At 48.1% G+C, this 24,520-nt stretch carries 21 protein-coding genes and 1 pseudogene; 8 read left to right on the forward strand and 14 right to left on the reverse strand.

Going from position 1 to position 24,520, the window contains the following annotated elements; all coding sequences use genetic code 11:
• Together ACTHMC_RS24585 and tamL are read left to right on the forward strand one after the other, a co-directional pair.
• Nucleotides 1-1,715 (forward strand): translocation/assembly module TamB domain-containing protein (locus ACTHMC_RS24585; protein WP_440417318.1); only part of this gene is annotated, 1,715 nt, incomplete at its 5' end.
• Nucleotides 1,708-4,002, forward strand: coding sequence for a translocation and assembly module lipoprotein TamL (gene tamL / locus ACTHMC_RS24590; protein ID WP_440417319.1), 2,295 nt, complete (start codon nucleotides 1,708-1,710; stop codon nucleotides 4,000-4,002). The genes ACTHMC_RS24585 and tamL, both read left to right, overlap by 8 nt.
• Here tamL and ACTHMC_RS24595 read toward each other — a convergent pair whose 3' ends face one another.
• Complete coding sequence (locus ACTHMC_RS24595; RefSeq protein WP_440417321.1) at nucleotides 4,003-5,643, reverse strand: hypothetical protein; 1,641 nt, start codon at nucleotides 5,641-5,643, stop codon at nucleotides 4,003-4,005.
• Between the two features lie 120 nt (nucleotides 5,644-5,763).
• On the reverse strand, nucleotides 5,764-6,270 hold the full coding sequence (locus tag ACTHMC_RS24600; RefSeq protein WP_440417322.1) for a hypothetical protein: 507 nt from the start codon (nucleotides 6,268-6,270) through the stop codon (nucleotides 5,764-5,766).
• Between the two features lie 529 nt (nucleotides 6,271-6,799).
• On the opposite strand from ACTHMC_RS24600, the gene ACTHMC_RS24605 reads away from it, so the two are divergent.
• The 3 genes from ACTHMC_RS24605 to ACTHMC_RS24615 all read left to right on the forward strand — a co-directional run bounded on the left by ACTHMC_RS24605 (nucleotide 6,800) and on the right by ACTHMC_RS24615 (nucleotide 9,118).
• Entirely contained in the window at nucleotides 6,800-7,450 is a 651-nt protein-coding gene (locus ACTHMC_RS24605; RefSeq protein ID WP_440417324.1) for a YciE/YciF ferroxidase family protein, read from the forward strand.
• A 124-nt stretch (nucleotides 7,451-7,574) separates the two neighbouring features.
• Nucleotides 7,575-8,048, forward strand: coding sequence for a low affinity iron permease family protein (locus ACTHMC_RS24610; RefSeq protein ID WP_440417325.1), 474 nt, complete (start codon nucleotides 7,575-7,577; stop codon nucleotides 8,046-8,048).
• Nucleotides 8,045-9,118: a DNA topoisomerase IB gene (locus tag ACTHMC_RS24615; RefSeq protein ID WP_440417326.1), complete on the forward strand. Its 1,074-nt coding sequence runs from the start codon at nucleotides 8,045-8,047 to the stop codon at nucleotides 9,116-9,118. The genes ACTHMC_RS24610 and ACTHMC_RS24615 overlap by 4 nt, the downstream gene beginning before the upstream one ends.
• A gap of 111 nt (nucleotides 9,119-9,229) precedes the next feature.
• Here ACTHMC_RS24615 and ACTHMC_RS24620 read toward each other — a convergent pair whose 3' ends face one another.
• Both ACTHMC_RS24620 and ACTHMC_RS24625 read right to left on the reverse strand, forming a co-directional pair.
• Nucleotides 9,230-9,619, reverse strand: a complete 390-nt coding sequence (locus ACTHMC_RS24620) for a DUF6496 domain-containing protein (RefSeq protein WP_440417328.1) — start codon at nucleotides 9,617-9,619, stop codon at nucleotides 9,230-9,232.
• 15 nt (nucleotides 9,620-9,634) lie between these two features.
• Nucleotides 9,635-10,198: an Hsp20/alpha crystallin family protein gene (locus ACTHMC_RS24625; protein WP_440417330.1), complete on the reverse strand. Its 564-nt coding sequence runs from the start codon at nucleotides 10,196-10,198 to the stop codon at nucleotides 9,635-9,637.
• 197 nt (nucleotides 10,199-10,395) lie between these two features.
• Here ACTHMC_RS24625 and ACTHMC_RS24630 point away from each other — a divergent pair, with 197 nt between their 5' ends.
• Nucleotides 10,396-10,863, forward strand: a complete 468-nt coding sequence (locus tag ACTHMC_RS24630; RefSeq protein ID WP_440417331.1) for a ferritin-like domain-containing protein — start codon at nucleotides 10,396-10,398, stop codon at nucleotides 10,861-10,863.
• Between the two features lie 51 nt (nucleotides 10,864-10,914).
• A complete protein-coding gene (locus ACTHMC_RS24635; protein WP_440417333.1) occupies nucleotides 10,915-11,493 on the forward strand; it encodes a DUF4142 domain-containing protein in 579 nt (192 codons plus the stop codon).
• A 138-nt stretch (nucleotides 11,494-11,631) separates the two neighbouring features.
• Here the strand turns inward: ACTHMC_RS24635 and ACTHMC_RS24640 are convergent, their stop codons facing one another.
• The 8 genes from ACTHMC_RS24640 to ACTHMC_RS24675 form a co-directional block, all read right to left on the reverse strand.
• Nucleotides 11,632-12,774, reverse strand: a complete 1,143-nt coding sequence (locus ACTHMC_RS24640) for a redoxin domain-containing protein (protein ID WP_440417335.1) — start codon at nucleotides 12,772-12,774, stop codon at nucleotides 11,632-11,634.
• Nucleotides 12,771-14,357 carry a S41 family peptidase gene (locus ACTHMC_RS24645; RefSeq protein ID WP_440417337.1) on the reverse strand — a complete coding sequence of 529 codons (1,587 nt, stop codon included), beginning with the start codon at nucleotides 14,355-14,357 and terminating at the stop codon, nucleotides 12,771-12,773. The genes ACTHMC_RS24640 and ACTHMC_RS24645 overlap by 4 nt, the downstream gene beginning before the upstream one ends.
• Nucleotide 14,358: 1 nt before the next feature.
• Nucleotides 14,359-15,822, reverse strand: coding sequence for a TlpA family protein disulfide reductase (locus ACTHMC_RS24650; RefSeq protein WP_440417338.1), 1,464 nt, complete (start codon nucleotides 15,820-15,822; stop codon nucleotides 14,359-14,361).
• A 17-nt stretch (nucleotides 15,823-15,839) separates the two neighbouring features.
• Nucleotides 15,840-17,207, reverse strand: a complete 1,368-nt coding sequence (locus tag ACTHMC_RS24655; RefSeq protein ID WP_440417340.1) for a RagB/SusD family nutrient uptake outer membrane protein — start codon at nucleotides 17,205-17,207, stop codon at nucleotides 15,840-15,842.
• Nucleotides 17,208-17,225: 18 nt separating this feature from the next.
• Nucleotides 17,226-20,801, reverse strand: a complete 3,576-nt coding sequence (locus ACTHMC_RS24660; protein WP_440417342.1) for a SusC/RagA family TonB-linked outer membrane protein — start codon at nucleotides 20,799-20,801, stop codon at nucleotides 17,226-17,228.
• A gap of 4 nt (nucleotides 20,802-20,805) precedes the next feature.
• Nucleotides 20,806-21,840, reverse strand: coding sequence for a FecR family protein (locus tag ACTHMC_RS24665; RefSeq protein ID WP_440417344.1), 1,035 nt, complete (start codon nucleotides 21,838-21,840; stop codon nucleotides 20,806-20,808).
• Between the two features lie 126 nt (nucleotides 21,841-21,966).
• Nucleotides 21,967-22,647 carry an RNA polymerase sigma factor gene (locus ACTHMC_RS24670; RefSeq protein ID WP_440417346.1) on the reverse strand — a complete coding sequence of 227 codons (681 nt, stop codon included), beginning with the start codon at nucleotides 22,645-22,647 and terminating at the stop codon, nucleotides 21,967-21,969.
• A gap of 20 nt (nucleotides 22,648-22,667) precedes the next feature.
• Nucleotides 22,668-22,820 carry a lmo0937 family membrane protein gene (locus tag ACTHMC_RS24675; RefSeq protein ID WP_127127261.1) on the reverse strand — a complete coding sequence of 51 codons (153 nt, stop codon included), beginning with the start codon at nucleotides 22,818-22,820 and terminating at the stop codon, nucleotides 22,668-22,670.
• 149 nt (nucleotides 22,821-22,969) lie between these two features.
• Between ACTHMC_RS24675 and ACTHMC_RS24680 the strand changes: the two genes are divergently transcribed.
• The gene (locus ACTHMC_RS24680) at nucleotides 22,970-23,257 is read left to right on the forward strand and encodes a PLDc N-terminal domain-containing protein (RefSeq protein ID WP_440417348.1); all 288 of its coding nucleotides are present in this window, start codon (nucleotides 22,970-22,972) and stop codon (nucleotides 23,255-23,257) included.
• On the opposite strand, the gene ligD is transcribed toward ACTHMC_RS24680, so the two are convergent.
• Together ligD and ACTHMC_RS24690 are read right to left on the reverse strand one after the other, a co-directional pair.
• Nucleotides 23,254-24,177: a non-homologous end-joining DNA ligase gene (ligD, locus tag ACTHMC_RS24685; protein ID WP_440417350.1), complete on the reverse strand. Its 924-nt coding sequence runs from the start codon at nucleotides 24,175-24,177 to the stop codon at nucleotides 23,254-23,256. The two genes, ACTHMC_RS24680 and ligD, sit on opposite strands and share 4 nt — an antisense overlap.
• Nucleotides 24,174-24,520: pseudogene (locus ACTHMC_RS24690) on the reverse strand (ATP-dependent DNA ligase); the annotation flags it as partial. The gene ligD and the pseudogene ACTHMC_RS24690, both read right to left, overlap by 4 nt.

The following is a 24,520-nucleotide window of genomic DNA, read 5'->3' on the forward strand; positions in this document are numbered from 1 at the left end:
ATATCAGCGGTACGCCCAGCGCTCCCAATATCGATGGCGAGCTGCAGTTCAACAAAGTGCGCACCATGCCTGCCATCATGAACAGCTTTGTGAACATCGATCAGCAGAAGATCTCCATCAACAACGATGGCATCAACTTCAACGATTTCACCATCACCGACTCTGTGAACAACAAAGCGGTCATCGATGGCTCCGTCTACTCCAAAGATTTTACAGCTTACCGCTTTGATCTGAAATTCAACGCCGGTAATTTCCAGGCACTCAACACCACCAAAAAGGATAACAAACTCTATTACGGCAAGCTCTATTTCGACAGCCGTCTCAATATCACCGGCACTGACCTGCATCCTGTAGTGGATGGTACGCTCAAGGTGAACGATAAAACGGAACTGACCGTTATCCTGCCACAGGAAGACCCTGCGGTGCAGGACAGACAGGGCATCATAAGATTCGTGGACCGCAGCAATATGCTGCTCGACTCCCTCTTCAAATCGGGGCTCGACAGTCTGAATACCGCCGATCTCCGCGACTTCGACGTAAATGTGAATGTTACGGTAGACAAGAAAGCGAGCTTCAACCTCATCATCGATGAGGCCAATGGCGATCTGCTGAATGTGAAGGGAGAAGCCAACCTCAATGCGGCCATCGACCCAAGTGGTAAGGTCACCATGACCGGCACCTATGAGCTCTCAGAAGGCAGTTACGATCTCTCCGTGAACTTCCTCAAACGCAAATTCCTCATCCAGGAGGGCAGCCGCATTACCTGGCAGGGAGAGCCAACAAAGGCAGAAGTGGATATCACCGCCGTGTACATCGCCAATACTTCGGCTTTTGACCTGGTGGAAAAACAACTGGCCGGTGAAGCCGATAACAAACGCAATATGTACCGCCAGCGCCTTCCCTTTGAAGTGCATCTCATCATGAGTGGCGAATTACTGAAGCCTACCCTCAAATTCGATATCATCCTGCCGGATGACAAGAACTATAATGTAGACAAAGAGATCATCACCACTTCCAATGCAAGACTGGAATTGCTCCGCCAGGAACCATCCGAGCTGAACAAGCAGGTGTTTGCCCTGCTCCTGCTCAACCGCTTCATCGGCGATAATCCGTTCACCACCGGTAACAGCGCCATGTCGGCCGAAGGATTTGCGCGCCAGAGTGTGAGCAAACTGCTCTCCGAACAATTGAATTCACTGGCGGCAGGAATGATCGAAGGCGTGGATATCAACTTCGACCTGGAATCACAGGAAGACTACACCACAGGAGAAAAGCGCAACAGGACCGACCTCAATGTGGCCGTAAGCAAGCAACTGCTGGATGATCGTCTGACCGTTACCGTTGGCAGCAACTTCGCACTGGAGAACCCCAATGCCAACCGCGAAGCCACCAACCTGGCTGAAAACGTACAACTGCAATATAAGTTAAGCCGTGATGGCCGTTACGCCCTCCGCGCCTACCGCAAGAACGAATACGAAGGTGTACTCGAAGGTTATATCATCGAAACCGGCGTAGGCGTGGTGATCACACTCGATTACAACCGCTTCCGCGATATCTTCCGGTCAAAGAAAGAGAAAGAAAGGCTGCGCCTCCTGCGTGAAGCACGCCAGAAAGCCAATGAAGAAAAGGCGGATAAACAACGGGAGCAAAGACTGAAAGAAGCCCGCGAAAAAGCAGAACAGGAACAAAAAAAGAACAATCAACCAGGTGAATAACAGAACTATCATACAGGCACTGGCCGTTGTTACACTGATGACCGGCATGGCGAGCTGCAGCAATACAAAGTACCTGCCCGCAGGAGAAAGTTTGTACACAGGCGCCCGCGTGGAAGTGGAAGGCCCAACGCTCAGGAAGAAAGAAAGGAAAGTACTGAAGACTGACCTGGAAGCCCTCACACGCCCCCGCCCCAACAGGAAAATGCTGGGCATGCGGATCAGGCTCCTCGCTTACAACCTGGCCGGTAATCCCAAAAAAGAGACCAGCCTCCGCGGCAAGCTCAAATATAAATTCGGGGAACCACCTGTACTGCTCAGCAATGTGGCATTGCAGAAGAATGCCGATATCCTGGCCAATACGCTGGATAACCGTGGCTATTTCCGCAGCACCGTTACGGCAGATACTGTTGTAAAAAGAAGAAAGGCAACTGCCATTTATAAAGTCAAAGCCGGCCAGCAATACACCATCGATACGGTGCGGTTTGAAGTGGACAGCTCCAGTTTCATCGGAAGTTCCGTACTCAGTACGGAACCAAGGTCACTGCTCAAACGAGGCCGCCCCTTCAACCTGGAAATGATCAAGGATGAACGCACCCGCATCGATGCCGCACTCAAAGAAAATGGATTTTACTTTTTCAGTCCCGATTTCCTGCTCATCGATGTAGACAGTACTATCGGCGATCATAAAGTGAATATGTATGTGATGTTGAAACAGGCTACCCCTCAGAATGCAAAAGAATTGTTCACTATCAAGGACGTTTATCTCTATACCAATTTCCGCCTCAATGCCGGCGGCGATGATACCACCAAGAAGAACGCCACATTCTACAATGGCTTCTATGTTTACGACAGGCAGAAGCGTTACAAACCCAGGCTCTTCCTGCAGGCCATGCAGTTCGACCAGGGTGATGTATACAATCGCGAAGCGCATAACCTTTCCCTGAACAGGCTGGTGACCATGGGTGTGTTCAAGTTTGTGAAAAACCGTTTTGAAGTGGCGCCCGGTCCATTCTCCCAGCTTAATGCCTTTTACTACCTTACGCCCTATCCCAAAAAATCATTGCGGATGGAAGTGACAGGCACCACCAAGAGCAATAACCTTGCAGGTGGACAGGTAACCCTTGCCTGGCGCAACCGGAATACATTCCGCGCAGGCGAGCTTTTTACCGTGAGTGCCTCCGGCGGTGCGGAAGTGCAATACAGTGCAGCACTCAAAGGATATAATGTGTACCGCGGCGGCCTGGAAGCCTCCATGTCATTCCCGCGTTTCCTGATTCCTTTTGTGCAGATCGATAAGAAAGGAGGTTATGTTCCAAAAACCACCGTTACCCTGGCCTATGATCTGCTCAACAAACAGAAACTGTATACCATGAACTCCTTCCGCTTTTCCTATGGATACAGCTGGAAGGAAACACTCAAAAAAGAACATACTTTCAATCCTATTGCCATCAATTACGTACAGCCGATGTATGTAAGCCCGGAATACCAGGCAGGTGCTGATACCAGTGAGAACCTGAGAAAGGTGATAGAAAAGCAATTCATACTGGGAACCAATTATAACTGGACCTACAACGGCCTGGCAGAAGGCAAGAACATCAATGCGCTATATTTCAGCGGCACCGTGGATGTGGCGGGTAATGCGGCCGGCCTCATCAAAGGCGGTGGCAACCCCAATAATCCGTCCAAAATATTCGGAAAGGAATTCTCCCAGTTTCTGAAGGCCGAAGGCGATTTCCGCGTGTATCGCCGGGCTGGAGATAATTCCACCTGGGCCAACCGGATCATCATGGGCGTGGGTTATCCCTATGGAAATTCCAGGGAACTGCCCTACGTGAAGCAGTTCTTCATCGGCGGAAATAACAGCCTCCGTGCCTTCCGCACAAGAGCGCTCGGGCCCGGCACCTATATCGGGAACGATTCCCTGATTGCCGACCAGAGCGGAGATATCAAACTTGAATTGAATACAGAATTCAGAACAAAGATCTACAGCATCTTCAATGCCGCTGCTTTTGTGGATGCAGGAAATATCTGGCTCTATCGCGATAATCCCAATAAGCCGGGAGCCACCTTCTCTAAAAACTGGTACAAGGAACTGGCAGTGGGAGCCGGTATCGGCCTTCGCGTAGATGTGAGCATCCTGATCCTCCGCCTGGATGTAGCCTTCCCCCTCCGCAAGCCATGGCTGCCGGAAGGAGAAAGATGGGTGATTGATAAGATCGCACTCGGAAATTCCACCTGGAGAAGAGAGAACCTGGTATTCAATATCGCTATCGGTTATCCATTCTAGCTACATCCCTACATTTTCCTTCACACCAGTAAAAACGGACTTCCATAACAGATTGAAGAAAGACTTTTTAGTATCACGCTCAAACTTAACCTGGGCCGTTCTTACTTCCCCGTCCTTTCCGGGATTGGCTTTCCTGAGCACGATCTTCGCCATGAGGCTGGCCAGTTTCTTTTTATCCAGCGTATTGGTTTCTTCGTCCTTCTTCAGCAAGGTTACCCCGATATCATCATAGAGCAGTGTAAGGGGGCCGTTTGCTCCATGAATATTGGAAGTAAAATTGAAGGTCATTTTACGGATAGTGCCCTTCTCTATCTTAGCCAGCCCCATTGGTACGGTCAATTGATTCAACGTAATGGCTGGCATAGCTCCCATCGTTCCGTTGATGGTGAATTTACCCATTTTGTCGAGCGGATAAAAATCGATATTGGCCGTGAGTGGTGCTTTGTTGAGGAAACGGGAATGAAAGCGCAATTTGCAAATGGGATCCGCTTTAAGTGCCGTTGTATCATTGGTAAGATTGGAGATGGCCACATTCACATTATAAAACTGCACTTTTCCACTCTGGTCGCTCTTGCCATTGCGCTCCTTGTACTCAATGAAACTCTGCGGAAAGCTAACCTGTTTGATCACCAACGGTACGGGCATCCGCATCAGCGCCTGGTGCGGAAGATCATTCAGCCTGCTCTTACCGTCGTGCGGATATGAAAGATCACGGTAGATCTTGAAATTACTGTTGGTAACAATCAGCGAATCAGCTGCAATGGACTGTCGCATCAATGCTGCCACATTCAGATTCACCAGCTGCACATCTTTCAGATCGATATCGAAGCGGTCATTCGCATATTTGAACTGTTGCAGGAATTTTGCTTCGGGTAATTGCGGATTCATTGAAAACCGCCCAAGGCTCATCCGCTGTCCCCGTGTATTGAAGTCTACTTCTGACACCACAAATTCGTACAGCCCCCTCTTATCCTTCCATTGGATCTTTTTGCAGAGCAGTCCGGCAGATTCGGCAAAGAGAAAACGGGTGGAATCCTTGCTGTGGATGCTGTCCACTGCAACCTTATACAGATCTATCTGCACACTGTCGAACTGCATCAGTTTATCTCCTCCTTTCAGGTTGCGCGTGATCACGGTGGCATTCACGATGGACACCGTATCGATGGCGATTTTGGCAAGATTGCCGAGTAACTGTTCGTACAACTCTTTATCTGGTACGCGGTTGGCGGAGTCCTTTCCTTTATTGGTGAAATAAAGCTCTATAACAGGATTCTCGATCAATACTTTCCTTCCTTCCACTTCTTTATCCAGCAGGGCCTTCGGTGTTTTTACTCCGGCCACCTGCAGGGATGGGATTTGCACTTTGGCTATCATGCCAGGAGCATCTTCCGTTTCAGCCAGCTGGTTAAAGCGGACAGTATCCGGTTGCAGATGCACGTTAGACACGGATAGATTTCCATTCACTTCATCAAGGTCGAATTTATCGAAGCTGATAGAATAAATCCCCATGGAACCACCCGAAACCGCTTCGGTTACTTTAGAACGGAGGAACCCTTTCTTGTAGATACTCCAAATAAGAATACCCACGGCAATAAGGCCCAGGAATGAAAGGATGATGATGAGTATCCGTTTTGTGATCATACTGTTAGGTTCAGGTAAAAAAATGCCCGGAGGCCTTCGCCCCGGGCGTATTGGAATTAAAATACGATAAATCAGGCAAATGCGGATTGCCATTCCGGCAGTAACAGGAAATGTGTAGAGTTATGCCGCGGGCCGCAGATTTAATGCTTCATGTGGACGTGGTTGCGCCTTGGCTCTGCTGAAGAAATGCCACACCTGGTTCCACAGATTGTTCCATTGCCAGTGTTGCTTATGCTTCGCTTCAAAATACTCCGCCTGCTCTACTTTTACTTTCACCAGCAGGAGTTTTGAGAGGGATGGCAGATCCACATTACCGGGAAGACCGATGTAGTTCAGCATTTCATCCTGATCCCTTACCACTTGCGCCATGCCCGAGATCTTCAGGTAGAAGGGCTTCCCCTTCCTGTAGAAATCCAGCTTTGCAGGAAATTCCATGTCGTACTCTTCCATATATACATCCGGCCGGTGAATGAAGAAACAAACGTTCCCCTCGTTGTCGATATTCAGGGCGGATATAATACAGGTAGGTAACTTAAATGCTTCATTGCTCGTATTGGCAAAAAGCGCGCTCCGTATCTCATGGATGCGATCACGGAGAAAATCCAGTTGTTGTATTTCGCTTACCATAACCGTTCCTTTTATACTATATACTTTTCAAAAGGTATGCCCGGATTTTCCGGGCCGGAATTTGAGGAATTTATGTTGAAGAAATGTTGATAAGCCCGTATTTTTTCGATAAAATGATTCCATTAAAATCAGTTTCTGATCCACGGCTTCGTCAATGTGACAGTAATGCACCATCTATCGTGGACATAAATCTACAGTTCATGTAGAGTAAAAAACGTAAATTATACAAGTACAGTAATTTAGGCTCAGAACCCGCCCTGGCACCGGATTTTAAGTGATATACACGAACCATATTTTCCCTTTAATACAGGGTGTTCACAACGAAAGACGTGATCTGAGAATATACCTGAGAACCTGATCTGGGTAATGCCAGCGAAGGAAAAACACGAAGAGAAAATATGTATTCACAGCCTCCGGTAAAACGGAGGCTTTTTTGTTCCATCGCCTCCTGCCTGCCGCAAACGGCTGGCATTATTTTTATCCTTCACCTGTTACTTCTTATTATTCACATCTATCAAAATAGCAAGTCATGGAAAAGAAAAAAACTACCCGGTCTGCTTCTTCATCAAATGGAAGAAGCGGACAAACAACAGCAAGCAAGGCTCAACAGAACGGAAAAAGCAATTCCCGGAAGAGCACCCGCAGCCAGTCCGATTCCGATGTAGCGGAAGCCGGAATGGATGAAATGCTGGAGAAACTTTTTGTGGACCAGATCAAAGACATTTATTATGCGGAGAAACTTTTGTCGAAAGCTTTACCCAAATTGGCCAAAGCTGCCACCACAGAAGAACTGAAGCAGGCACTTACCGACCATAAAACAGAAACGGATGGCCAGATAGAAAGACTGGAAGAAGTATTTGAACTGCTGGGCAAGAAAGCGCAGGCCAAGAAATGTGAAGCCATGGACGGTCTGAAGAAAGAAGCCGACTCCATTGTGGAAGAAACAGAAGCAGGCTCCCTCACGCGCGACGTAGGTATCATCATGGCCTGCCAGAAAGTAGAGCACTACGAGATTGCCAGCTATGGCTGCCTTACCAAACTCGCCCGCACCTTCGGCATGGAAGATGTGGCCTCCCTTTTGCATCAGAACCTCGAGGAAGAAAAAGCAGCAGACGAACTGCTGACAAGCATTGCGGAGGACCATGTGAACTATGAAGCAGGTATGGAATCAGAGGATTAATGTTCTACCACAGGATCAGAATAAAAGATCTCTGCACTATAGGGTTTATGGGTTTAGGTTTTTGAAGTAAGTCAGACCATCAGGTGGTCTGACTTTTTTATTCCCCATCATAAAGCGGTCAACCATGAAAAAGAAGAAAAAGAAATTCTCGAAACTATTTACAAAAATAGCAGCCGCAGTCACCAAAGCAGCGGGAAGTCCCGTTGCCTTCATCGCCGCCGCTGCCATCATTATCTTATGGGCTGTAATGGGGCCCGTATTCGGTTATTCCGATACCTGGCAGCTGGTGATCAATACCGGCACTACTATCATCACCTTCCTGATGGTATTCATCATACAGCAATCACAGAACAGGGATACAGTTGCCATACAGCTCAAATTGAATGAGCTCATCGCCTGTAATGAACATGCCAGTAACCGGCTGGTGGATATAGAAGACCTTACAGAAGAAGAACTGGCAGTGATCAAAAAATTCTACACCCGTCTCAGCAGGCTGGCAGAAAAAGAAGGTAACGTACATGCTACCCATAGTATCGATGAGGCGAACGATAACCAGGAGGAGAAATCAAAGAACATCAAAAAACCAGCAACCAAATGAACAGTGATATCGAAATAGCCGTAGAGAGCCTTTCAGCGAAAGACTTCCTGGAGCTCCACCGGGATTACCAGCACAGCGCGGAACTGGTATCGCTGGTGTATGTGGAAGATTCCATGCCCGGCATCCAGAGAAAGAAAGCAGGCAAAGGGTTCACCTTTATCTACAACCAGAAAAAAGTAACGGAGAAATCCATTCTGGCCCGTATCCGGAGCCTGGCTATCCCACCCGCCTGGAGTGATGTATGGATCTGTCCGAAAGCCAACGGCCATCTGCAAGCCACCGGGAAGGATGTCCGGCAGCGCAAGCAATACCGCTATCACTCACACTGGGCCACACTCCGGAATGAAACAAAATTTCACCGCCTGCCTGCATTCGGGAAAGTATTGCCCTTGCTCCGGGAACAACTGAAAAAAGATATGGCGGGAACTGAGCTCACTGAAGCGAAAGTGATTGCCACTGTGATCAGCCTGATGGAGAAAACCTATATCCGGATCGGGAACAGTGATTATGAAAAATTGTATGGCTCCTATGGCCTCACAACGCTTAAAGACAATCATGTGGAAGTGAACGGTGCTAACCTGCAATTCAGCTTCAAAGGCAAAAAAGGTATCTATCACAAGATCAGCATCCGCAATAAAAAACTGGCAGAGATCGTGCAGGCATGCAAAGACATTCCCGGCAAGGAACTCTTCCAGTATTTCGATGCAGCAGGCAACCGGCAAAGCATCGACTCCGGAATGGTGAACGATTATATCCGCAAAGCCACCGGTGGTGATTTCACGTCAAAGGATTTCCGCACCTGGGCAGGCACCCTGAATATGCTTCAAAGCATCAGAGCCATCGATGATGCACCAACTATCACTGAAAGAAAGAAGAAAGTACTGGAAGCGCTGGATCAGGTGAGCGCCCTGCTGGGCAATACGCGCACCGTCTGCAAAAAATATTATGTGCATCCCGGCATTATCAGGCTGTATGAAGAAGATGAATTGAAGAAATATATGTTGCGCTTGCAGAAAGAACAGGATGAGGAAAAGATCCTGATGACCATCCTGAAGAAATTGCACCCATAAAAAACGAGAAGCCGCTGTACCTTATCCCGTTTTTCGAATATTGGTACAAACAGCTTCTGTTTTGTTTTCATAGCCAAAACTAACGTGAAGGCGTTGGTTTCATATAAAAAGTTAACTGCTTTTTGATGCTGACTTTTTTCTGCCGGCTGCCTTCTTCCGAGGCGCCGCTTTCTTACGGGTGGATGACTTTTTAGAGACTGACTTTTTTGTAGCCGTTTTTTTAGAGGCCGTTTTCCCCGTAGCTGATTTCTTAGATGCGGATTTCTTTGAAGCTGATTTTTTAGAAGCCGCCTTTTTAGTGGTAGCACGCTTTGAAGCGCTTTTCTTTGAAGGCACCTTTGCGCCTTTTTCCCTGGCTTCGGAAAGGCCGATAGCTATTGCCTGTTCCCGGCTCTTCACCTTACCACCCTTTCCACCGGGTCCGGAACGCAATGTCCCTTTCTTCTTTCTGTGCATGGCGCTTTCAACTGATTTGGAAGCACCTTTTGAATATCTCGCCATCTGATAAGTATTAAATTACTGAATAGAGATGGCCTGTACAACAGTTTGACCTGCCATCCATTGATTCCTTTTATCTAGTTTGATGCTCAGCACACCATCCGCAAAACTGGCGTTGGCCTCGCCAGCATCATCGGGCAACAGAAATGACCGTGTGAAAGAACAGGGCGTGAATTCCTGACGGAAGAAACGCTGCAGGTTCTTATGCCTGATGGTCTGCGAGTCCGCACACACAGTGATCAGATCATCTTCCCGCTTCAGTTTGATGTCGGCACGCTGATATCCCGGCAATGCCACTTCAATACAATACACCGTATCTGTTTCGTAAATATTGGTAGCAGGCGCTGCTACTGTCTTCCTATCCGCATGAAGCTCATCCTCCAGATGGTCCATATCGGAGAACATCCCGCAAAATGTTTTGACAAAGGAATGTTCAGGAACGGCTGATTTTATTACGTTATCCATAACAGGAAGTATTTGAAGCGGTTGACCTGCGGGTGTTACGTTTACAGGTTTGCGTCCCATCGCATGAAGGAAGGTAACACAAACGATCACAACCAACAGGCATTTGAATTCTGACATAAAATGAGGCGATGCTGATAAGTCCGCATACCTTATATGTAATTCTTATGCCAGCATCAGCCCCGGTTTGTCAGCAAAAACAGGCCTGTATCGGGGTGGGAGTTCTACAAACAACCATCAGAATCACTGCATTTCAGGCTTTGGCATTGTTCTTTTATTGGACCTGTCAGATTCAAATCACACTAAAAATTTTCACTATGCAACATAACGAAGACCTGGTAAGTGTATTGAACGATCTTATTCGTATCAATAACGACCGTATCGATGGATACGAAAAAGCCATCACAGAAACCAAAGATGCTGACGACGATCTGCGTAGTGTATTCAGAAGAATGGCAGATGAAAGCCGCCAGCACAAGGCAGAACTTTCACTGGAAGTACAGAAGATCGGCGGAGAACCGGTAGCTGATGGAACTACGGCATCCGGCAAGATCTATCGCGCCTGGATGGATGTGAAAGCCACTTTCACGGGAAAAGACAGACACTCTGTGCTTGCAGCCTGTGAGTTTGGCGAAGATGCCGCCCAGAAAGCTTACAAGGAAGCGCTGGAAGACGAAGCCACCAACTCAGCTGATATCAAACAACTGGTAATGAAACAAAAAAGCGCGCTCAAAGCATCACACGACCTGATCAAAAGATACAGGGATATGCAGGCCGCTATATAATCAGGAGATAAACACAATTTCAATAACCCATTGTTCATTAAAGCTAATAGTATGCAAACACTGATCAACAAATTGACGATCTTTTCCCTGGTAGCAGCCAGCTTCACCGTTGGTTGTAACAACGAACAAAAGCAACCTGAAGAAAGCAAGGAAGTGGCAGAAGATCAAAACGATGCCAAATTCAAATCAGACTCAGCAGAACACAATGCGCAGTTTGTGGTGGACGCCGCCAATGGCAATCTCACAGAGATCCGTATGGCCGAACTTGCCCAACAGAAATCAAGCAATAAAGAAGTCAAAGAAATTGCAAAAATGCTGCAGGATGAACATACTGCTGCGTTGAATGACCTGAAAGTGCTTGCAGGCAACAAAAGTATCAGCATTCCCGCAGACGTGACAGATGATACCAAACAGCAGTTGCAAAAACTTACAGATGAAAAACCAGCCTCATTTGACAAAGAGTGGACTGAGAAACTGATGGACAAACATCAGAAGACCATCAGCGATTATGAGGCAGCCCTTGGCACTGTTTCTGACCAGGATATCAAGAACTGGATCAATACAGTATTGCCAAAGATCCGCGCGCATCACGACAAACTCATGGCTCTGAATTCAAGATTGAAAAAATAGTAGTAAACAAGTTTCATTTAGGCACATTGGACTGAAAAGGGCTGGTTTTCACCAGCCCTCTTTTTATTTCGTAGTGCAATGTAAATGCGGAGTGTGCCCAGCAGCTCGCGTCCCCGCGAGTGACTGGGCACACGCTGTTTATTTCTTCAACAATTTCCTCAGTTGTTCATTCAGTGCTTCCCCTCTCAGGTATTTGGCAATGATCTTACCTTCCGGATTGATGAGGACGTTCATGGGAATGGCATTCACATCATAGAGCTTTGCCGCCTCATTGTCCCAGGCTTTCAGATCACTCACCTGCGTCCATACCAGCCCATCAGCTTTGATAGCTTCTAGCCACTTCTCTCTATCCGCCGGTTTATCGAGGGATACACCGAGCACCGTAAATCCTTTATCCTTGAATTCATTATATGACTTCACCAGGTTGGGATTCTCCCTTCTGCAGGGATTGCACCAGCTGGCCCAGAAATCAAGCAACACCCATTTGCCACGGAAATCCGACAGCTTCACCGGTTTGCCATTCACATCGTTCATGGTGAAATCAGGAGCAGGAGCGCCCTCCTGCGTTTTCTTCACTTTCGCGATCTTCTCTCCCACTTCCTTTCCGAAATCCGTATTGCGGACTTTCGCATCCAAAGCCAGGTAGTCCTTTTCAGCCTTTACAGCATCAAACTCCGGAGGCAGCGTGGAGTTGAAAGCCATCAGTGCCATGAACTTGTCAGGATTTGCTTTTACATACTTCATCTTCACGGCAATGATCTCGTTCATGTAATCAGCGGCACGCTGATCAAGACTGGCCAGATAAGCGGAATCCTTCTGCTTTTCCTCAGGCGCCTGCCTGAACTCCTCGTTGAGGCCTTCATAGCGGGCATAATAAGGTTTCAGCAAGGCTGTCACTTTGGTATTCTCATCATTAGCCGGAGAGCCTTTGATCACGGCATTTTTGATACTGTCCTTTGCAACGACAGTAATTGTCTTTTCTTCCAGGAAGAAAGCCAGGATATCCTGTTTGGGGCGCATTGCGGGATGCTGTTCCTCTTCCTTATGCTTCACTACTATATGCGCTTCCTTTGTACCACCGGCCACGCCATGGAAAGTGAACTGGCCGTTTTTTATTGCTGTGGAATAAATTACACGTTCCCCGTTTTTCTTGTACGTGAGGAATGCCTTGGCCGGCGGGTTCAGTTTAGCCACTGTTCCCTTGATGGTAAACGACTGCTGGGCGCTGAGACTCAGCGGCGCTGCAAGTGCAGCCAGCATCCATACTTTATTCAATGTCATGGTTTGAGCAATTTTGAGTATTGGGTAGATTGTTCAATGAGGCGCAGCGCTTCTTTCAGGCTGGCATTTTCCTGGTTCATCACCTGCAGGTAATAATCATTGCCTGTATAAAGCTGGCTTGCCAGCTGGGCTTTGAGGTCCAGTGCCAGCAAGAACTGTAACCTTTCTTTATTTGCCGCCGGTGCTGCGATGCCCGCTTTTTTTGCAGCGTCTTCTATTTGTTTCAACACGATGGCTGGCACCGTGAATTGTTTGTTGAAGGAAGCAAAATCTTTGTACTGCTCCAGCAATTGTCCGCGATTGGCATCCAGGTAATCGAAAGAAAACTTATTGGCAATACCACTCGCCGCTACATCCTGCAACCAGCCGTTTAATTCAACAGTATCTATCGGCACATACATATCCGGCATGATGCCGCCACCACCAAAAACGGTGCGTTTATTCAACAAAGTTTTGAACTTCAGTGAATCAGGAAAATGAAAAACCTTACCATTCAACAGCTCGCCGCTATGCAGCCGGGTTTGGGCATTGTCTTCATACTGCGCACCCTTGTACGGCTTCTGAATGCTCCTTCCACTGGGTGTGAAATACCTGGCGCCGGTCAGTTCCAGTACAGATCCGTCGAATACAGGAACAGGTCGTTGCATCAGTCCTTTTCCGAAGCTCCTTCTGCCCACCACCACCGCACGATCCCAGTCCTGCAATGCACCCGTGAGGATCTCACTGGCAGAGGCCGTAGACTGATCTATCAGAACCACCAACTTACCTTCAGGGAACTGCCCGAATCCACCGGAGTAATAATAATCGCGGCCCCTATCCCTGCCCTCACTGTAAAACACCAGCTGGTCCTTTTGCAGGAACTCATCCGCCACACCAATGGCCGACTGCACATATCCCCCACCGTTACCCTGTAAGTCGAGCACAAGGTTTTGCATACCCTGTTTCTTCAAAGCAATGAGGGCCTTATCCATTTCCTGCCGGGTGGTGCCATTGAAGATGCGGAGGTTGATATAACCGGTCTTTGCATCCAGCATATACGCAGCTTTCACGGAATGGTCAGCCACAAAATCGCGCACCAGCTCTTTCTTCAGCACAGCTCCCGTGTATTTGCGAAGGATCTCCAGGGAAAGCGCAGATCCTTTCTGGCCACGGATCTTCTTCATTATTGTGTAGTTGGTCTGCCCATTGCCTGTCACCGCCTGGCTATCGATCCGGAGGATCCGGTCACCTGCCTGCAGTCCGGCTTTTTCAGCCGGGCCGCCTTCAAGTATCTGTGTGATGTACAGGCTATCGTTCTCCATCATGTATTGAATACCGATGCCCGCAAATTTCCCCTGCATGGACTCCTGCATCTCAGCAGACTCCTGCTTGCCAAAATACCTGCTATGCGGATCCAGCCTGTTCATCATCCCGGCGATGGCAGCTTCCACCAGTTGCTCATCGGTGAGGGAATCCACATAATTTCCCTGGATGGCCTTCAGGGTCTGCCAGAACTTCTCTTTGGGATTCACCTGCGCCTGGAGCAAGCTGGCAAAGCCTGCAAGCACCAGCGATAAGGCAAAACATTTTTTTAGCTGCATCATCTTATTGCTCGTTTTTTAAAATTTCAATGGCCATGCTCAGCTCTTCCGCCAGTTTACTGGGGCTTCCGGAATAGCCTTCAGAAGTATAACGCATCACACCATCTTTCAGGATCACCTTCCTTGGAATAGCAGAGGAACCGAAGAATGGTACGAAGGTCTTGAACACGGCATTCTGCTCACCATTGGCCTTATTGTCGTGCAGCAAATGCATGCGATAACCTTCCTGCTTCAGGTAATTGCTGGACTTTTCTTTGTAGTCGCCGGTTTGCATCGTGCCCATCAGGTAGATCCGCACTTTATCATCGCTGCTGTATTTATCTGTCAGCATTTGCATGCCGGGAAATGCACGGATACAGGGCTTACACCAGGTGGCCCAGAAATCGATCACCACGATCCTGTCTTCCCAATCACTGCTCCTGATGATTTTACCTTCCGCATCCTCCACTGCAAAAGGCATGTAATCCTTACTGGTCATATGCTCTTTCACATAGGCCATCAGTTCTGCCAGTTCTTCTTTGGAACGAAGCCCTGACAGGTATTGCTCATAACCATCGGCATTTCCATGCTTCTTTACATACTGCTTTTTAAGTTCATCCACCATCTCAGGCGTCATGGCATTGGCCTTCATGCATTTTTCCAGGAAGGGCTGAACAGCAGCCTCATCGTTGGTTTGCTGCAGGGCCACCAGGTGAACAGCATTCCTTTCCGCATCGGCATATATCCCTTTTGCAGAGAGATAATTGAAATACTGTTTTACCTCCTCGTATTTTTTCAGATCGTTCAGCAGGTTGATATATGTACCCAGCTCGTTATCCAACTGGTCGTTGGCATTCTCCTGCGCCTGTTCTTTATTGAACACACCAGCCTCTTCATAGGAACCGTCCTTCACCTTTGCCATCAGTTCTTTGATGAGCGGAGTGGCCACATTGTAAAGAGTATCCTGTCCCAGTAACTTGAAGACCTGCGCCCGCATGATATTCCAGCGGAACACTTCATTCTCTGTTTTGAAAGACAGCGGCTTCAGCATCGCCAGGAATTTATCGAACTGCCGCGTCTCAAAGTATGCTGTACCCAGTCCACGGTGAACTCCATAATAAATGAATGACTGCCCGTTCGGATTTTCCTTCCATTTTTCATACGGAAATGCAGCCAGGAATTTCTCGTAATTGGTGATGATCTCCTGATTATTCTTCGCTTTCATCATCGCCTGGTAAAAAACAAGCCTGGCATGGTTGCCCTGAGGGTGTTTTGCAATCAGGAGTTTCGACAGCTCCTCACTTTTTTTGGTATCCTTCAGGTTGAACTGGAAATACCGCTGAATACCTTCCAGCTGTTCTTCACTCAGATCTTTTCTGTTTGCCAGCTCTTTGGGCTCAGCATTCTTATACTGATCAAAATTCTGGGCAAATAGAGTGACTGTGCCGGCCAGCAGTAAGCTGCCCAGCATCGTAATTTTTCTTCTCATAACGGTCATTTCATTTTTTATCGATCATTCTGGATCAGCTCCGGATTGAGGTCGATGTTTTTAGGAGGGATCGGGTATACATACCTGTTACCCGGTACCAATGTATAGGTATTGCCTTTGTAAGTTCTTGTTTCTGTTTTCGCGAATGCGGGCTCCAGGCTCAGCCTGCGCTGGTCATTCCAGCGAAGTCCCGTACCGAAGAGCTCGCGTCTTCTTTCATCCAGCACAATACGCAGCGCTTCTGCGGCATCAGCCGCTGTGAGATCAGTGTAGTCGGCAGCACGGAACCTTTTCTTCCTCAGCGTATTCACCAGATCCATGGCAGCATTGCCCTGCCCTGTTCTTGCCAGCCCTTCCGCCTGTGTCAGCATCACTTCAGGGACTGTGATACCAGTGGTTACGTAATCGCCGGAGAACAGATTCGCACGCCAGGAACCACGGCCTGTAAATGCAGGCTGGAAGCTGCTTCCGGGACGCATGTATAATTCATAACGAAGGTCCGTGGTCTGGAACTTACTCACCAGTTCATCATTCAGCGAGAGGTTCAGAAAGCCGGGCATATTCACATTCTTGGCAAGCACCACTTCCGGATTCTCCAGTCTTCTCGGAAAGGCATTGGCGCCTCCGGTATAATCATTGAGATCGAGCAGGTTGTTCTTTATAGCCAGCGATAATCCCGCATTCTCTGCCGCTTCGGCAAACCGGCCCATGTAGAGATAGGTCCTGGCAAGTGTTGCATATCCTGCGGCCTTTCCTGCATGGATATTATTGGATGGCGTATTGGCTAAAGAAGGGATGGCTTCTTTCAGGTCCTTGATGATCTGATCATACACAGCCTGCACTGAAACACGTACCAGCGGTTGAAACAGGTCAGGAGAAAGCAGTAAAGGAAGCCCCGGATCAGCGGCCGCAGTAGCAGCGGAATAAGGACGTGCATACATATTCACCAGTGTGAGATAGGTATAGGCCCGCTGTACTTTTGCTTCTGCAAGCGTTTCTGTTTTCTGCGTCTCCGTGCCTTCTTCACTGCTCATTACCCCTTCCACTACCAGGTTGGTATTGTAGATGGTATTCCAGAGCTGGTCCCAGGTGGCATCACTCTGATCAACATTGTAGTAGGCCGATGCCCAGATATACATGCTGTCTATACCACTGCTCAGCAGGTTCTGCTGACTGGGGTTTGCATTGAGGCTGATATCATCTGAAGAGATCATTGGCGTGCTGGCCGATCTCTCGAAAATATTCCGGTTGCTCATGATGCGCTGATAATCGGAAGTATAGCGGAACTCGCGCTGATTAGGTTGCTCCACTTCCACAAACTTGCGGCAGCTCACCAACCCTGTGATCAGTATGAAGATGGCTATATAACTATGTTTGATATTCATTGCTTCAGTTTGTTTTGATTAGAAAGAAACGTTCAGTCCCATGTAGAAACTGGGCGCCGGCGGCAGGTTATTGTAATTGGTTCCTGCGATATAGGACGGATCAACTCCCGCATTGTTCGCTTTCCAGAGCAGGCCCAGGTTGCGCACAGAGAAATTCACGTTGGCAGATTTGAAAGCAACCCTTTGCAACAGCCTGCCTGGGATCTGGTATCCTACTGACACCTGCTGCAGCCTGATATGGCTGGCGCTTTCCACCAGCAGGTCAGACATCTTGTAACGGTTGCTGCTATTGGTGCTCACGTTCCTGAGACCGGGCACATTGGTGAATGCTTCATCACCCGGCTGACGCCAACGCAACGCCAGGTCTTTCTGACTGCCGATCAGGCCATAGTAGTTGTTGGTAGTATAGTCAGGATAGTTCTGTATAGACAAACGACGGAATACATGTCCCATTTCGTAGGTGATACGAACACCCAGCGAGAATGACTTATAATTGAAGTCATTGAACCAGCCACCGAAAAAAGGAGGTGTAGTGCGGCCCATCTTCACAATATCATCTGTTTTCAACACATTGTTGAATTGATCGGCAGTAATGATTTTACCACTCGCATCATAGATCTGTGAACGGCCCAGGTTATCCAGTCCAGCCCAACGGTAAGCATATACTGCATCGATGGGCTCGCCTTCCACAAAGCCGCTTCCCCCTACCAGCGTGGTGGGTGTAGGTTTCTGAAAACGACTGTCTGTTACCTCATTGGTATTGTAAGAGATATTGAAGGTGGATGCCCAGTTGAAGTCACGGCCCCTGATCACTTCTCCACGAAGCCCCAGTTCATAACCATGCCCTTTCATACTGGCCGCATTGTACTGCAGATTGCTCCATCCCCAGGTGCTGTTGATGGGAAAGGACCAGAGGATATCTTCCGTTCTCTTACTGTAGGCGTCTGCATTAACAGTAAGACGGTTGTTGAACAATCCGAAATCGAGACCAAAATTCCATGATCTTGTCAGCTCCCAGCTGATAGTATTGTTGGCAGGTCTATCCACAGAACCGGTAGGCTCGCCGGTAAGGGGATCTGTATTCAGGCTGATAATTGCCCTGTTGGCAGCGCTGGTGGGCACGGAGCCACCGGTACCGTAAGTAATGCGCATATTGAGGTTGGTAAGCCAGTTCACACGGCTCATGAATTCCTCCTGGCTGATATTCCATTTGAAACCCGTGCTCCACAGTGGTTTCGCACGTTGCTCACGTGATGCACCCAGCAGACTCATATCATCAAAGCGGAGGCTTCCTGAAAATGTGTAGCGGTTATCGAAGGCGGAGAAAGCTGCATTACCGAAATAAGAAAGGAAGCGGTTGATCCCCTTGGTGATGGCGCCGTCGCTGAAACCAAGTGTGCTGCTCCATCCCATCACGGTCTCATACGGCACTGTCGGGTTCCAGGCCGCAGAAGAATACACATCCTTATCAAAACCATAACGGGTTTGAACGAAGTTCTCACGTGTCTGTTCACGTACTTCTGTACCTGCAATGGCATTCAGAGAAAAATCCTTCCACGATTTATTTACATTCAGTTGCCCGCGGAGCGAGTAGCTGAATTCAGCGGAATTGCTGTTGATCATTCTTGCGCCGTACGGAATGCCGTACACCAGCCTCCCGTTGGGCCCCACTGTGGTAGCGGTATTGAGCATTACGCGATTCTCGTACCCCATGAGATCACTCATAACGATATTTTGCGCATTGCTGCGCTGCAATGATCCCGCTAACTGCAAGTTAGCCCAGTTGTTGAGCTTTGCGTTGATATCCGCCACAAAACGGAAGCGGTTATCCTTGTTGGTAGAATTGTTGTAGCCCAGCTCCTGCAGGGGGCTATAAGTCCAGGGAAGATATCCCTTGCTGAGAAAGTCTGCTGCCACCTCATCCCTGAATTCAATAGACCGGGCAATGGGATTGCCATTCACATCGGCCAGCATTTCATAGGGTCGTAAAGCCAGGTTACCATTACCCATGGCATTGAGCGTGGCCATATTGGAAACGGTATTTACATAGTTGTAGTTGATACCGGTATTGATAGTAATACGTTTATTGAAGAGCTCATTGCTGAGGTTGGCATTCACGAAATAACTCTCTCCCTTGTTACTCCTGTACACCGGCATATCGCGGGTATAGTTGGTAGAGAGATAGTAGGTGCTGTTTTGTCCACCACCGGAAAAACTAAGGTTGTATTGTTGCGATACAGCACGCTGCATCAGCAGGTCGCGGATCTGGCCACGGTTATCGAGACTGCCAAGAACAGAAAGTGCAGAGTCACGTTGCTTCTCGGTTGCAGTACCACGGTCCACTCTGAACATCCATTCCAGTGCTTCGCTGACAGGACGGTTCTGATTGAAGGTCATCCAGCTATTGTCCCAGTTGATGGGATCTGTGAAAAATCCCAGATCTTTCATTTCCTTCTCCAGCTCTATGTACTGGGCGCTGTTCATCCTGTTGAGTTTTCCCATGTCCGAAGGATTGGAAATACTGAGGTTGGTGCTGAAGTTCACCTGTGAGGAATTCTTTTTTCCGCGTTTGGTGGTGATCACTATCACACCGTTGGCGGCCTTTGCTCCCCAGATGGATGTGGCTGCCGCATCTTTCAGTACGGTAATGGATTCGATATCTTCAGGATTGTACCTGCTCAATACAGTTCCGATACTGGCCACGGAGTTCTGGCGTTCTGCCAGGTCCTGGTCCAGTGCAGGAAATCCATCGATCACAATCAGTGGCGAGCTTCCATCAGTAATGGCCAGCGTGTTCTTGCCCCGGATCTGAATAGTATTATTCCTTACATCGAAGCGCACTCCGGGCACGGTGGCTTCCAGACGCTCCATCAGGTTTACGGCAGGAACAGCCCTGATCTCTTTGGCAGTGATCTGTCCGAATGCACCGGTGGCGCGCTCTTTGGGGATAGACTGGTAACCGGTGCTCACCACTTTCACCTCTTCCAGCATTTTGGTTTCAGTCTCCAGTTTAACAGAGACTTCCGATTTTCCATCCAGCACCACTTTCTGGGGCACCATTCCCACAAAACTGAAGAGCAATGCATTTGTTTTTTCTTTGAGCCTTAATGTATATCGGCCATCGCTGCTGGTAGTTGCACCCCAGCGTACCGCGAAACCTTCAGGTAATACGGTAACCCCGGTGAGCGGGCTGCCATTTGCATCCGTTACTGTACCTGTCAGCACCTGCACATAATCATCAGAAAGCTCTTCGTGTGTTTCTGAAGGGCGTGGCGCTTTATTATCTTTTTCTTTTTCCTTTGCAGACCTGGTGTCTTTGATGATGGTGTAATAATTTTCCTGGATATACAGGAAGAGGAAACCCTTGTTGTAGAGCAGTCCTTTCAATACATTTTCCACGGGGTCCTTCTTTGAAAGCCCCCCCTTCCAGGTCACCGTAATATTATCCAGCAGGTTTTCTTCGTAAGCAAATTTGGTCCCGTAAACTGCCTTCACTTCGTCAAGCGCTTTTTTTAGCGTAACCTGTTGTTGCGCCAACAGGCGGGGCATCGCGAGCATCACGAAGCTCAGGACCAGCAACAATTTTCTATTCATCGGTTTAGTTTTGGCTGATAGTTAAATGTTTTCCGTTCTCTTCAATTTTGATATCGAACACCTGGCGCAGTACCAGCAATATATCTTCTGCACTCTGCGCGGGGATGGTTCCGGTCATTCTTTTCACTGCCAGTTCAGGCGAGTTCAACCGGATCTCATATCCATAAGTGTCCTGCAGTATATGCAGGATCTCCTGCATCGTGTAGCCGTCGAGGGCCAGTTCATTCTGCGTCCAGGCACTGTTGCCGGAGGCTTTCTTTTCAGATCCTGCCAGGGCATTCAGGGTACTGTCGTACACGAATGCATCGCCGGGCTTCATGATCCTTTCAAATCCGCCCGGACCATCTTTCCTGATACGCAGGCTTCCATCCAGCAGCGAAATTTCAGTGAGTGCGCGCCGGCTTTTCACATTGAAGCGGGTGCCGAGCACGGTCAGGTTCAGCCCTCCCACGTGCACGTGGAAGGAATCGGATTCCTGCAAACGGTTCTTCACCGCCACATGTTTCACTTCAAAGAACGCTTCACCACTCATCCAGATCTCGCGCGGCTTATCTGATCTCCAGGTGCGCGAGTAACGGATATTGGTATTCCCATTCAGCGTGATCACAGACTCATCAGGCAATATCAACTGTTCTTTTTTGCCATAGGCCGTAGTCCTTTCCTTGCTGCCAAGCTGTGTGATCTCCATGAATACCAGCACCAGCAATGCCGCCACTACCACGGCTCCCGCCCAGCGGACCGTTCTGCGGAGCGGGCGTAAGAACCTGCGCTCTCTTCTATCCTGGAGGCGGATATCGCCTTCTATGCGCTCCCAGAGGATTGCTGGTTTAAAAGATGACTGATAAGGTTGCTGCTGGTTGATAAGGAGGATCCAGATACGGGCTTCTTCCATGAGCTTTGCCTGCCGCGGGTATGCTTCCGCCTGCTGCTTCCAGTAAGCATCACTGGTTTCATCGGCCTTCAGAACATGGCTGACGAACTGCGCATCATTGAAAAAATCCGTAGTTGAATACTGGCTGTAATCAGGTTGTTGGTACATGACATTCTTTTATACACACATACTTTTCCCGTTTTATCCCTGTGGGCGGAAAAAATGTAAAATTATTTTTCGGTGATATGGGTTAAACCGGCTAAGATGACCGGATAAGGCTTTCCAAAGCCTGTATCAGGCTTTTTTCAACGACAAGAGAATAGTCAGGAGGAAGAGGTCTGATCTGGATAAGTGGTTTCTGAGGGTATCGATGGCTTTGTACAACAGCTTGTAAGTGCTGGAGACCGATAACTGCATAATTACGGCAATTTCATCATATTCAATTTCCTCGTAGTAACGGAGGTGGATGATTTCACGCTGACGGGGGCTCATTTTTTCCAGGGCCCGGGCAAGGTTCACCCGGATATCATCCAGCCGTTCCCGGCTGACGTTATACTGTTCAGACTCAAGCCGGTTGCTCCATTCGCTGTCCTCTATCAGGGCGGAAAACTCGTATTTGCGATACCTCAGGTCAAGCATACGGAGCAGGATGCGGCGGAATGATTTGTAAAGATAGTTCTTGACGGAACCGGTTTCCCGGATGCCACCCCGGTTCTTCCAGAGCTTCACAAACAGGTTCTGCAGGGCGTCCTGGATCACATGATCATCTGCAGTGAACTTATGGCCGTAATTGAAAAGCGGAGGGTAGTAGGTCTCGAAAATAAGCTTGAAGGCGGCTTCATCACCGAAACGAAAATCGTCCCATATGAGTTTGTCGTCCTTCATTTTATGCAGCAGCTTCTCTGGTTTAACTACGAAAATGATGAAAATTTCCAGGAAAACAAAAAAGCGGACACCATGGTCCGCTTCAGTCATTTTGTTGGTTGCCTGCTTTTCTATACATCTCCCCTGCGGATAATACCTACCAGCAAAGAGATGATTGCCAGTACAATCAGGATATGGATCAACCCTTTTGCACTGTATACGAAAACGCCAAGGAGCCATCCGATGATCAGGATCACTGCAAGTATATACAATATGCTTCTCATAGACTTCAATTTTACCATAACCATAAAAATCTATTGCCCCCGTACCAGTCTGTGGAATTCCTCCATTTTGAGTAGGATGCTCCACAGCCTAAACCCCTGAAACCCTATAAGGCACAACATTGGTAATGATTTATGGAAAATCAAGCCGTATGAGACATATGCACAAGACCGGATTAATTATCGGCATAACAGGAACCATCCTCATCTTCCTCGGATTGATGATGATGCAGCATTATGATATCGGCAGATGGATAATGTATTCAGGATTCATTGTGGTAGGAGTAGTTTGGGTATGGTCCATCTGGGATGTGATCGTTGCAGAAGACCTTCGCTTCTATCAGAAGATTTTCTGGCTGATCATCACCATCTCTGTCCCCGTAATGGGAGGATTAGTATATTCTATCATGAATCAGAAACGTAACAGGATCGTTACTTAATAGCCAAGATTTTTGAGGCAGGTCTTCAGATTATTCCCTTCTTTCAACACCATGAAGAACAGGTCACCAAGCTTTTTTACTCGCTTGTTTATATTGTGAATGGTAAACTGAGAAGGATGGAGACCTGCCTTCACTTCTTTCCACAACAATGGTGCTGACACCGTAGCCCCATCACGTGGACGCAGACTGTACGCAGAAGCGAGGGTCTGGCTTTTTGAATTCTGCAGAAAATCCACATAGATTTTATTTCCTCTTTTCTTCAATGAACGCTCGATGCTGGTCATACCCGGTAACATCTCGTTCACCATGGTGGCCACTATCCTCCCAAACTCGCGTACCAGTTTATATTCATATTTTCCGTTCAAGGGCATATACACATGAATTCCGGTAGCGCCAGAAGTTTTGGGATAACATACTGCTCCTGCATTGTTGAGCACTTCCTGTACAGCCTGCGCAACGGTAACCACCTGGTCGAAAGTATTTTTGGGAGAAGGATCAATATCGATGATCATATAAGTTGGCTTGTCAGGATTGCGCGTGGTTGAATTCCAGGGATTCATTTCGATGCACCCCAGGTTGGCCAGGTAGATCAACGTTGCCTTGTTATTGCAGACAATATAATCCACCGTTTTATTGGAAGAAGGCGCAAACTCAGGGTGCACTTTTACATATTTTGGAGCGTCCTCTCCGGCATCTTTATGATAAAAGCCTTTGTCGGTTATCCCATTGGGATTACGTTTAAGCGATAAGGGCCTGTCTTTTAAATAAGGCAGTATAACCGGTGCCATCATATCATAATAAGCTATCACATCCCCTTTGGTGATCTTGTCTTTGGGAAAATAGATCTTGTTCACATTGGTAATGGTAAGTTGATGGCGGTCTATCTGGATGATATCTTCTGTTCTTGCTGCTGTTTTCATTTGTCGTTGTTTTGTGTGACTTCCTTTGCTGCCTTGTCTTCCCGCAATCCCAGGAATACAGGATGACGGAGTATACCTTCATTGGTCTGTTCCGTGAACTTCACTTCACAAACTATGCTGGGTTTGATCCAGGTGACCGGCGCATTCACTTTTATTTTTTCAGCAAATGGAGATTGCGTGGTGATCAGTGGTTGCATCAGGGTCCAGAGCTCCTTCAGTTTTTCCTGGTTGAAGCCAGTACCTGTATGACCGATATACTGCAGGCTGCGACCCTTGAATTCTCCCAGTATCAATGCCCCGAAATATTTGCGGCTGCGCCTCGGCGCTGTGAAACCCACGATCA

The organism is Pseudobacter sp., from assembly GCF_051955275.1.
GTDB lineage: Bacteria > Bacteroidota > Bacteroidia > Chitinophagales > Chitinophagaceae > Pseudobacter.

Coding starts and splice junctions, on each gene's coding strand:
- ACTHMC_RS24595 (WP_440417321.1), bottom strand. CDS start 5,643: ATGATCACAAAACGGATACTCATCATCATCCTTTCATTCCTGGGCCTT.
- ACTHMC_RS24600 (WP_440417322.1), bottom strand. CDS start 6,270: ATGGTAAGCGAAATACAACAACTGGATTTTCTCCGTGATCGCATCCAT.
- ACTHMC_RS24605 (WP_440417324.1), top strand. CDS start 6,800: ATGGAAAAGAAAAAAACTACCCGGTCTGCTTCTTCATCAAATGGAAGA.
- ACTHMC_RS24610 (WP_440417325.1), top strand. CDS start 7,575: ATGAAAAAGAAGAAAAAGAAATTCTCGAAACTATTTACAAAAATAGCA.
- ACTHMC_RS24615 (WP_440417326.1), top strand. CDS start 8,045: ATGAACAGTGATATCGAAATAGCCGTAGAGAGCCTTTCAGCGAAAGAC.
- ACTHMC_RS24620 (WP_440417328.1), bottom strand. CDS start 9,619: ATGGCGAGATATTCAAAAGGTGCTTCCAAATCAGTTGAAAGCGCCATG.
- ACTHMC_RS24625 (WP_440417330.1), bottom strand. CDS start 10,198: ATGTCAGAATTCAAATGCCTGTTGGTTGTGATCGTTTGTGTTACCTTC.
- ACTHMC_RS24630 (WP_440417331.1), top strand. CDS start 10,396: ATGCAACATAACGAAGACCTGGTAAGTGTATTGAACGATCTTATTCGT.
- ACTHMC_RS24635 (WP_440417333.1), top strand. CDS start 10,915: ATGCAAACACTGATCAACAAATTGACGATCTTTTCCCTGGTAGCAGCC.
- ACTHMC_RS24640 (WP_440417335.1), bottom strand. CDS start 12,774: ATGACATTGAATAAAGTATGGATGCTGGCTGCACTTGCAGCGCCGCTG.
- ACTHMC_RS24645 (WP_440417337.1), bottom strand. CDS start 14,357: ATGATGCAGCTAAAAAAATGTTTTGCCTTATCGCTGGTGCTTGCAGGC.
- ACTHMC_RS24650 (WP_440417338.1), bottom strand. CDS start 15,822: ATGAGAAGAAAAATTACGATGCTGGGCAGCTTACTGCTGGCCGGCACA.
- ACTHMC_RS24655 (WP_440417340.1), bottom strand. CDS start 17,207: ATGAATATCAAACATAGTTATATAGCCATCTTCATACTGATCACAGGG.
- ACTHMC_RS24660 (WP_440417342.1), bottom strand. CDS start 20,801: ATGAATAGAAAATTGTTGCTGGTCCTGAGCTTCGTGATGCTCGCGATG.
- ACTHMC_RS24665 (WP_440417344.1), bottom strand. CDS start 21,840: ATGTACCAACAACCTGATTACAGCCAGTATTCAACTACGGATTTTTTC.
- ACTHMC_RS24670 (WP_440417346.1), bottom strand. CDS start 22,647: ATGACTGAAGCGGACCATGGTGTCCGCTTTTTTGTTTTCCTGGAAATT.
- ACTHMC_RS24675 (WP_127127261.1), bottom strand. CDS start 22,820: ATGAGAAGCATATTGTATATACTTGCAGTGATCCTGATCATCGGATGG.
- ACTHMC_RS24680 (WP_440417348.1), top strand. CDS start 22,970: ATGAGACATATGCACAAGACCGGATTAATTATCGGCATAACAGGAACC.
- ligD (WP_440417350.1), bottom strand. CDS start 24,177: ATGAAAACAGCAGCAAGAACAGAAGATATCATCCAGATAGACCGCCAT.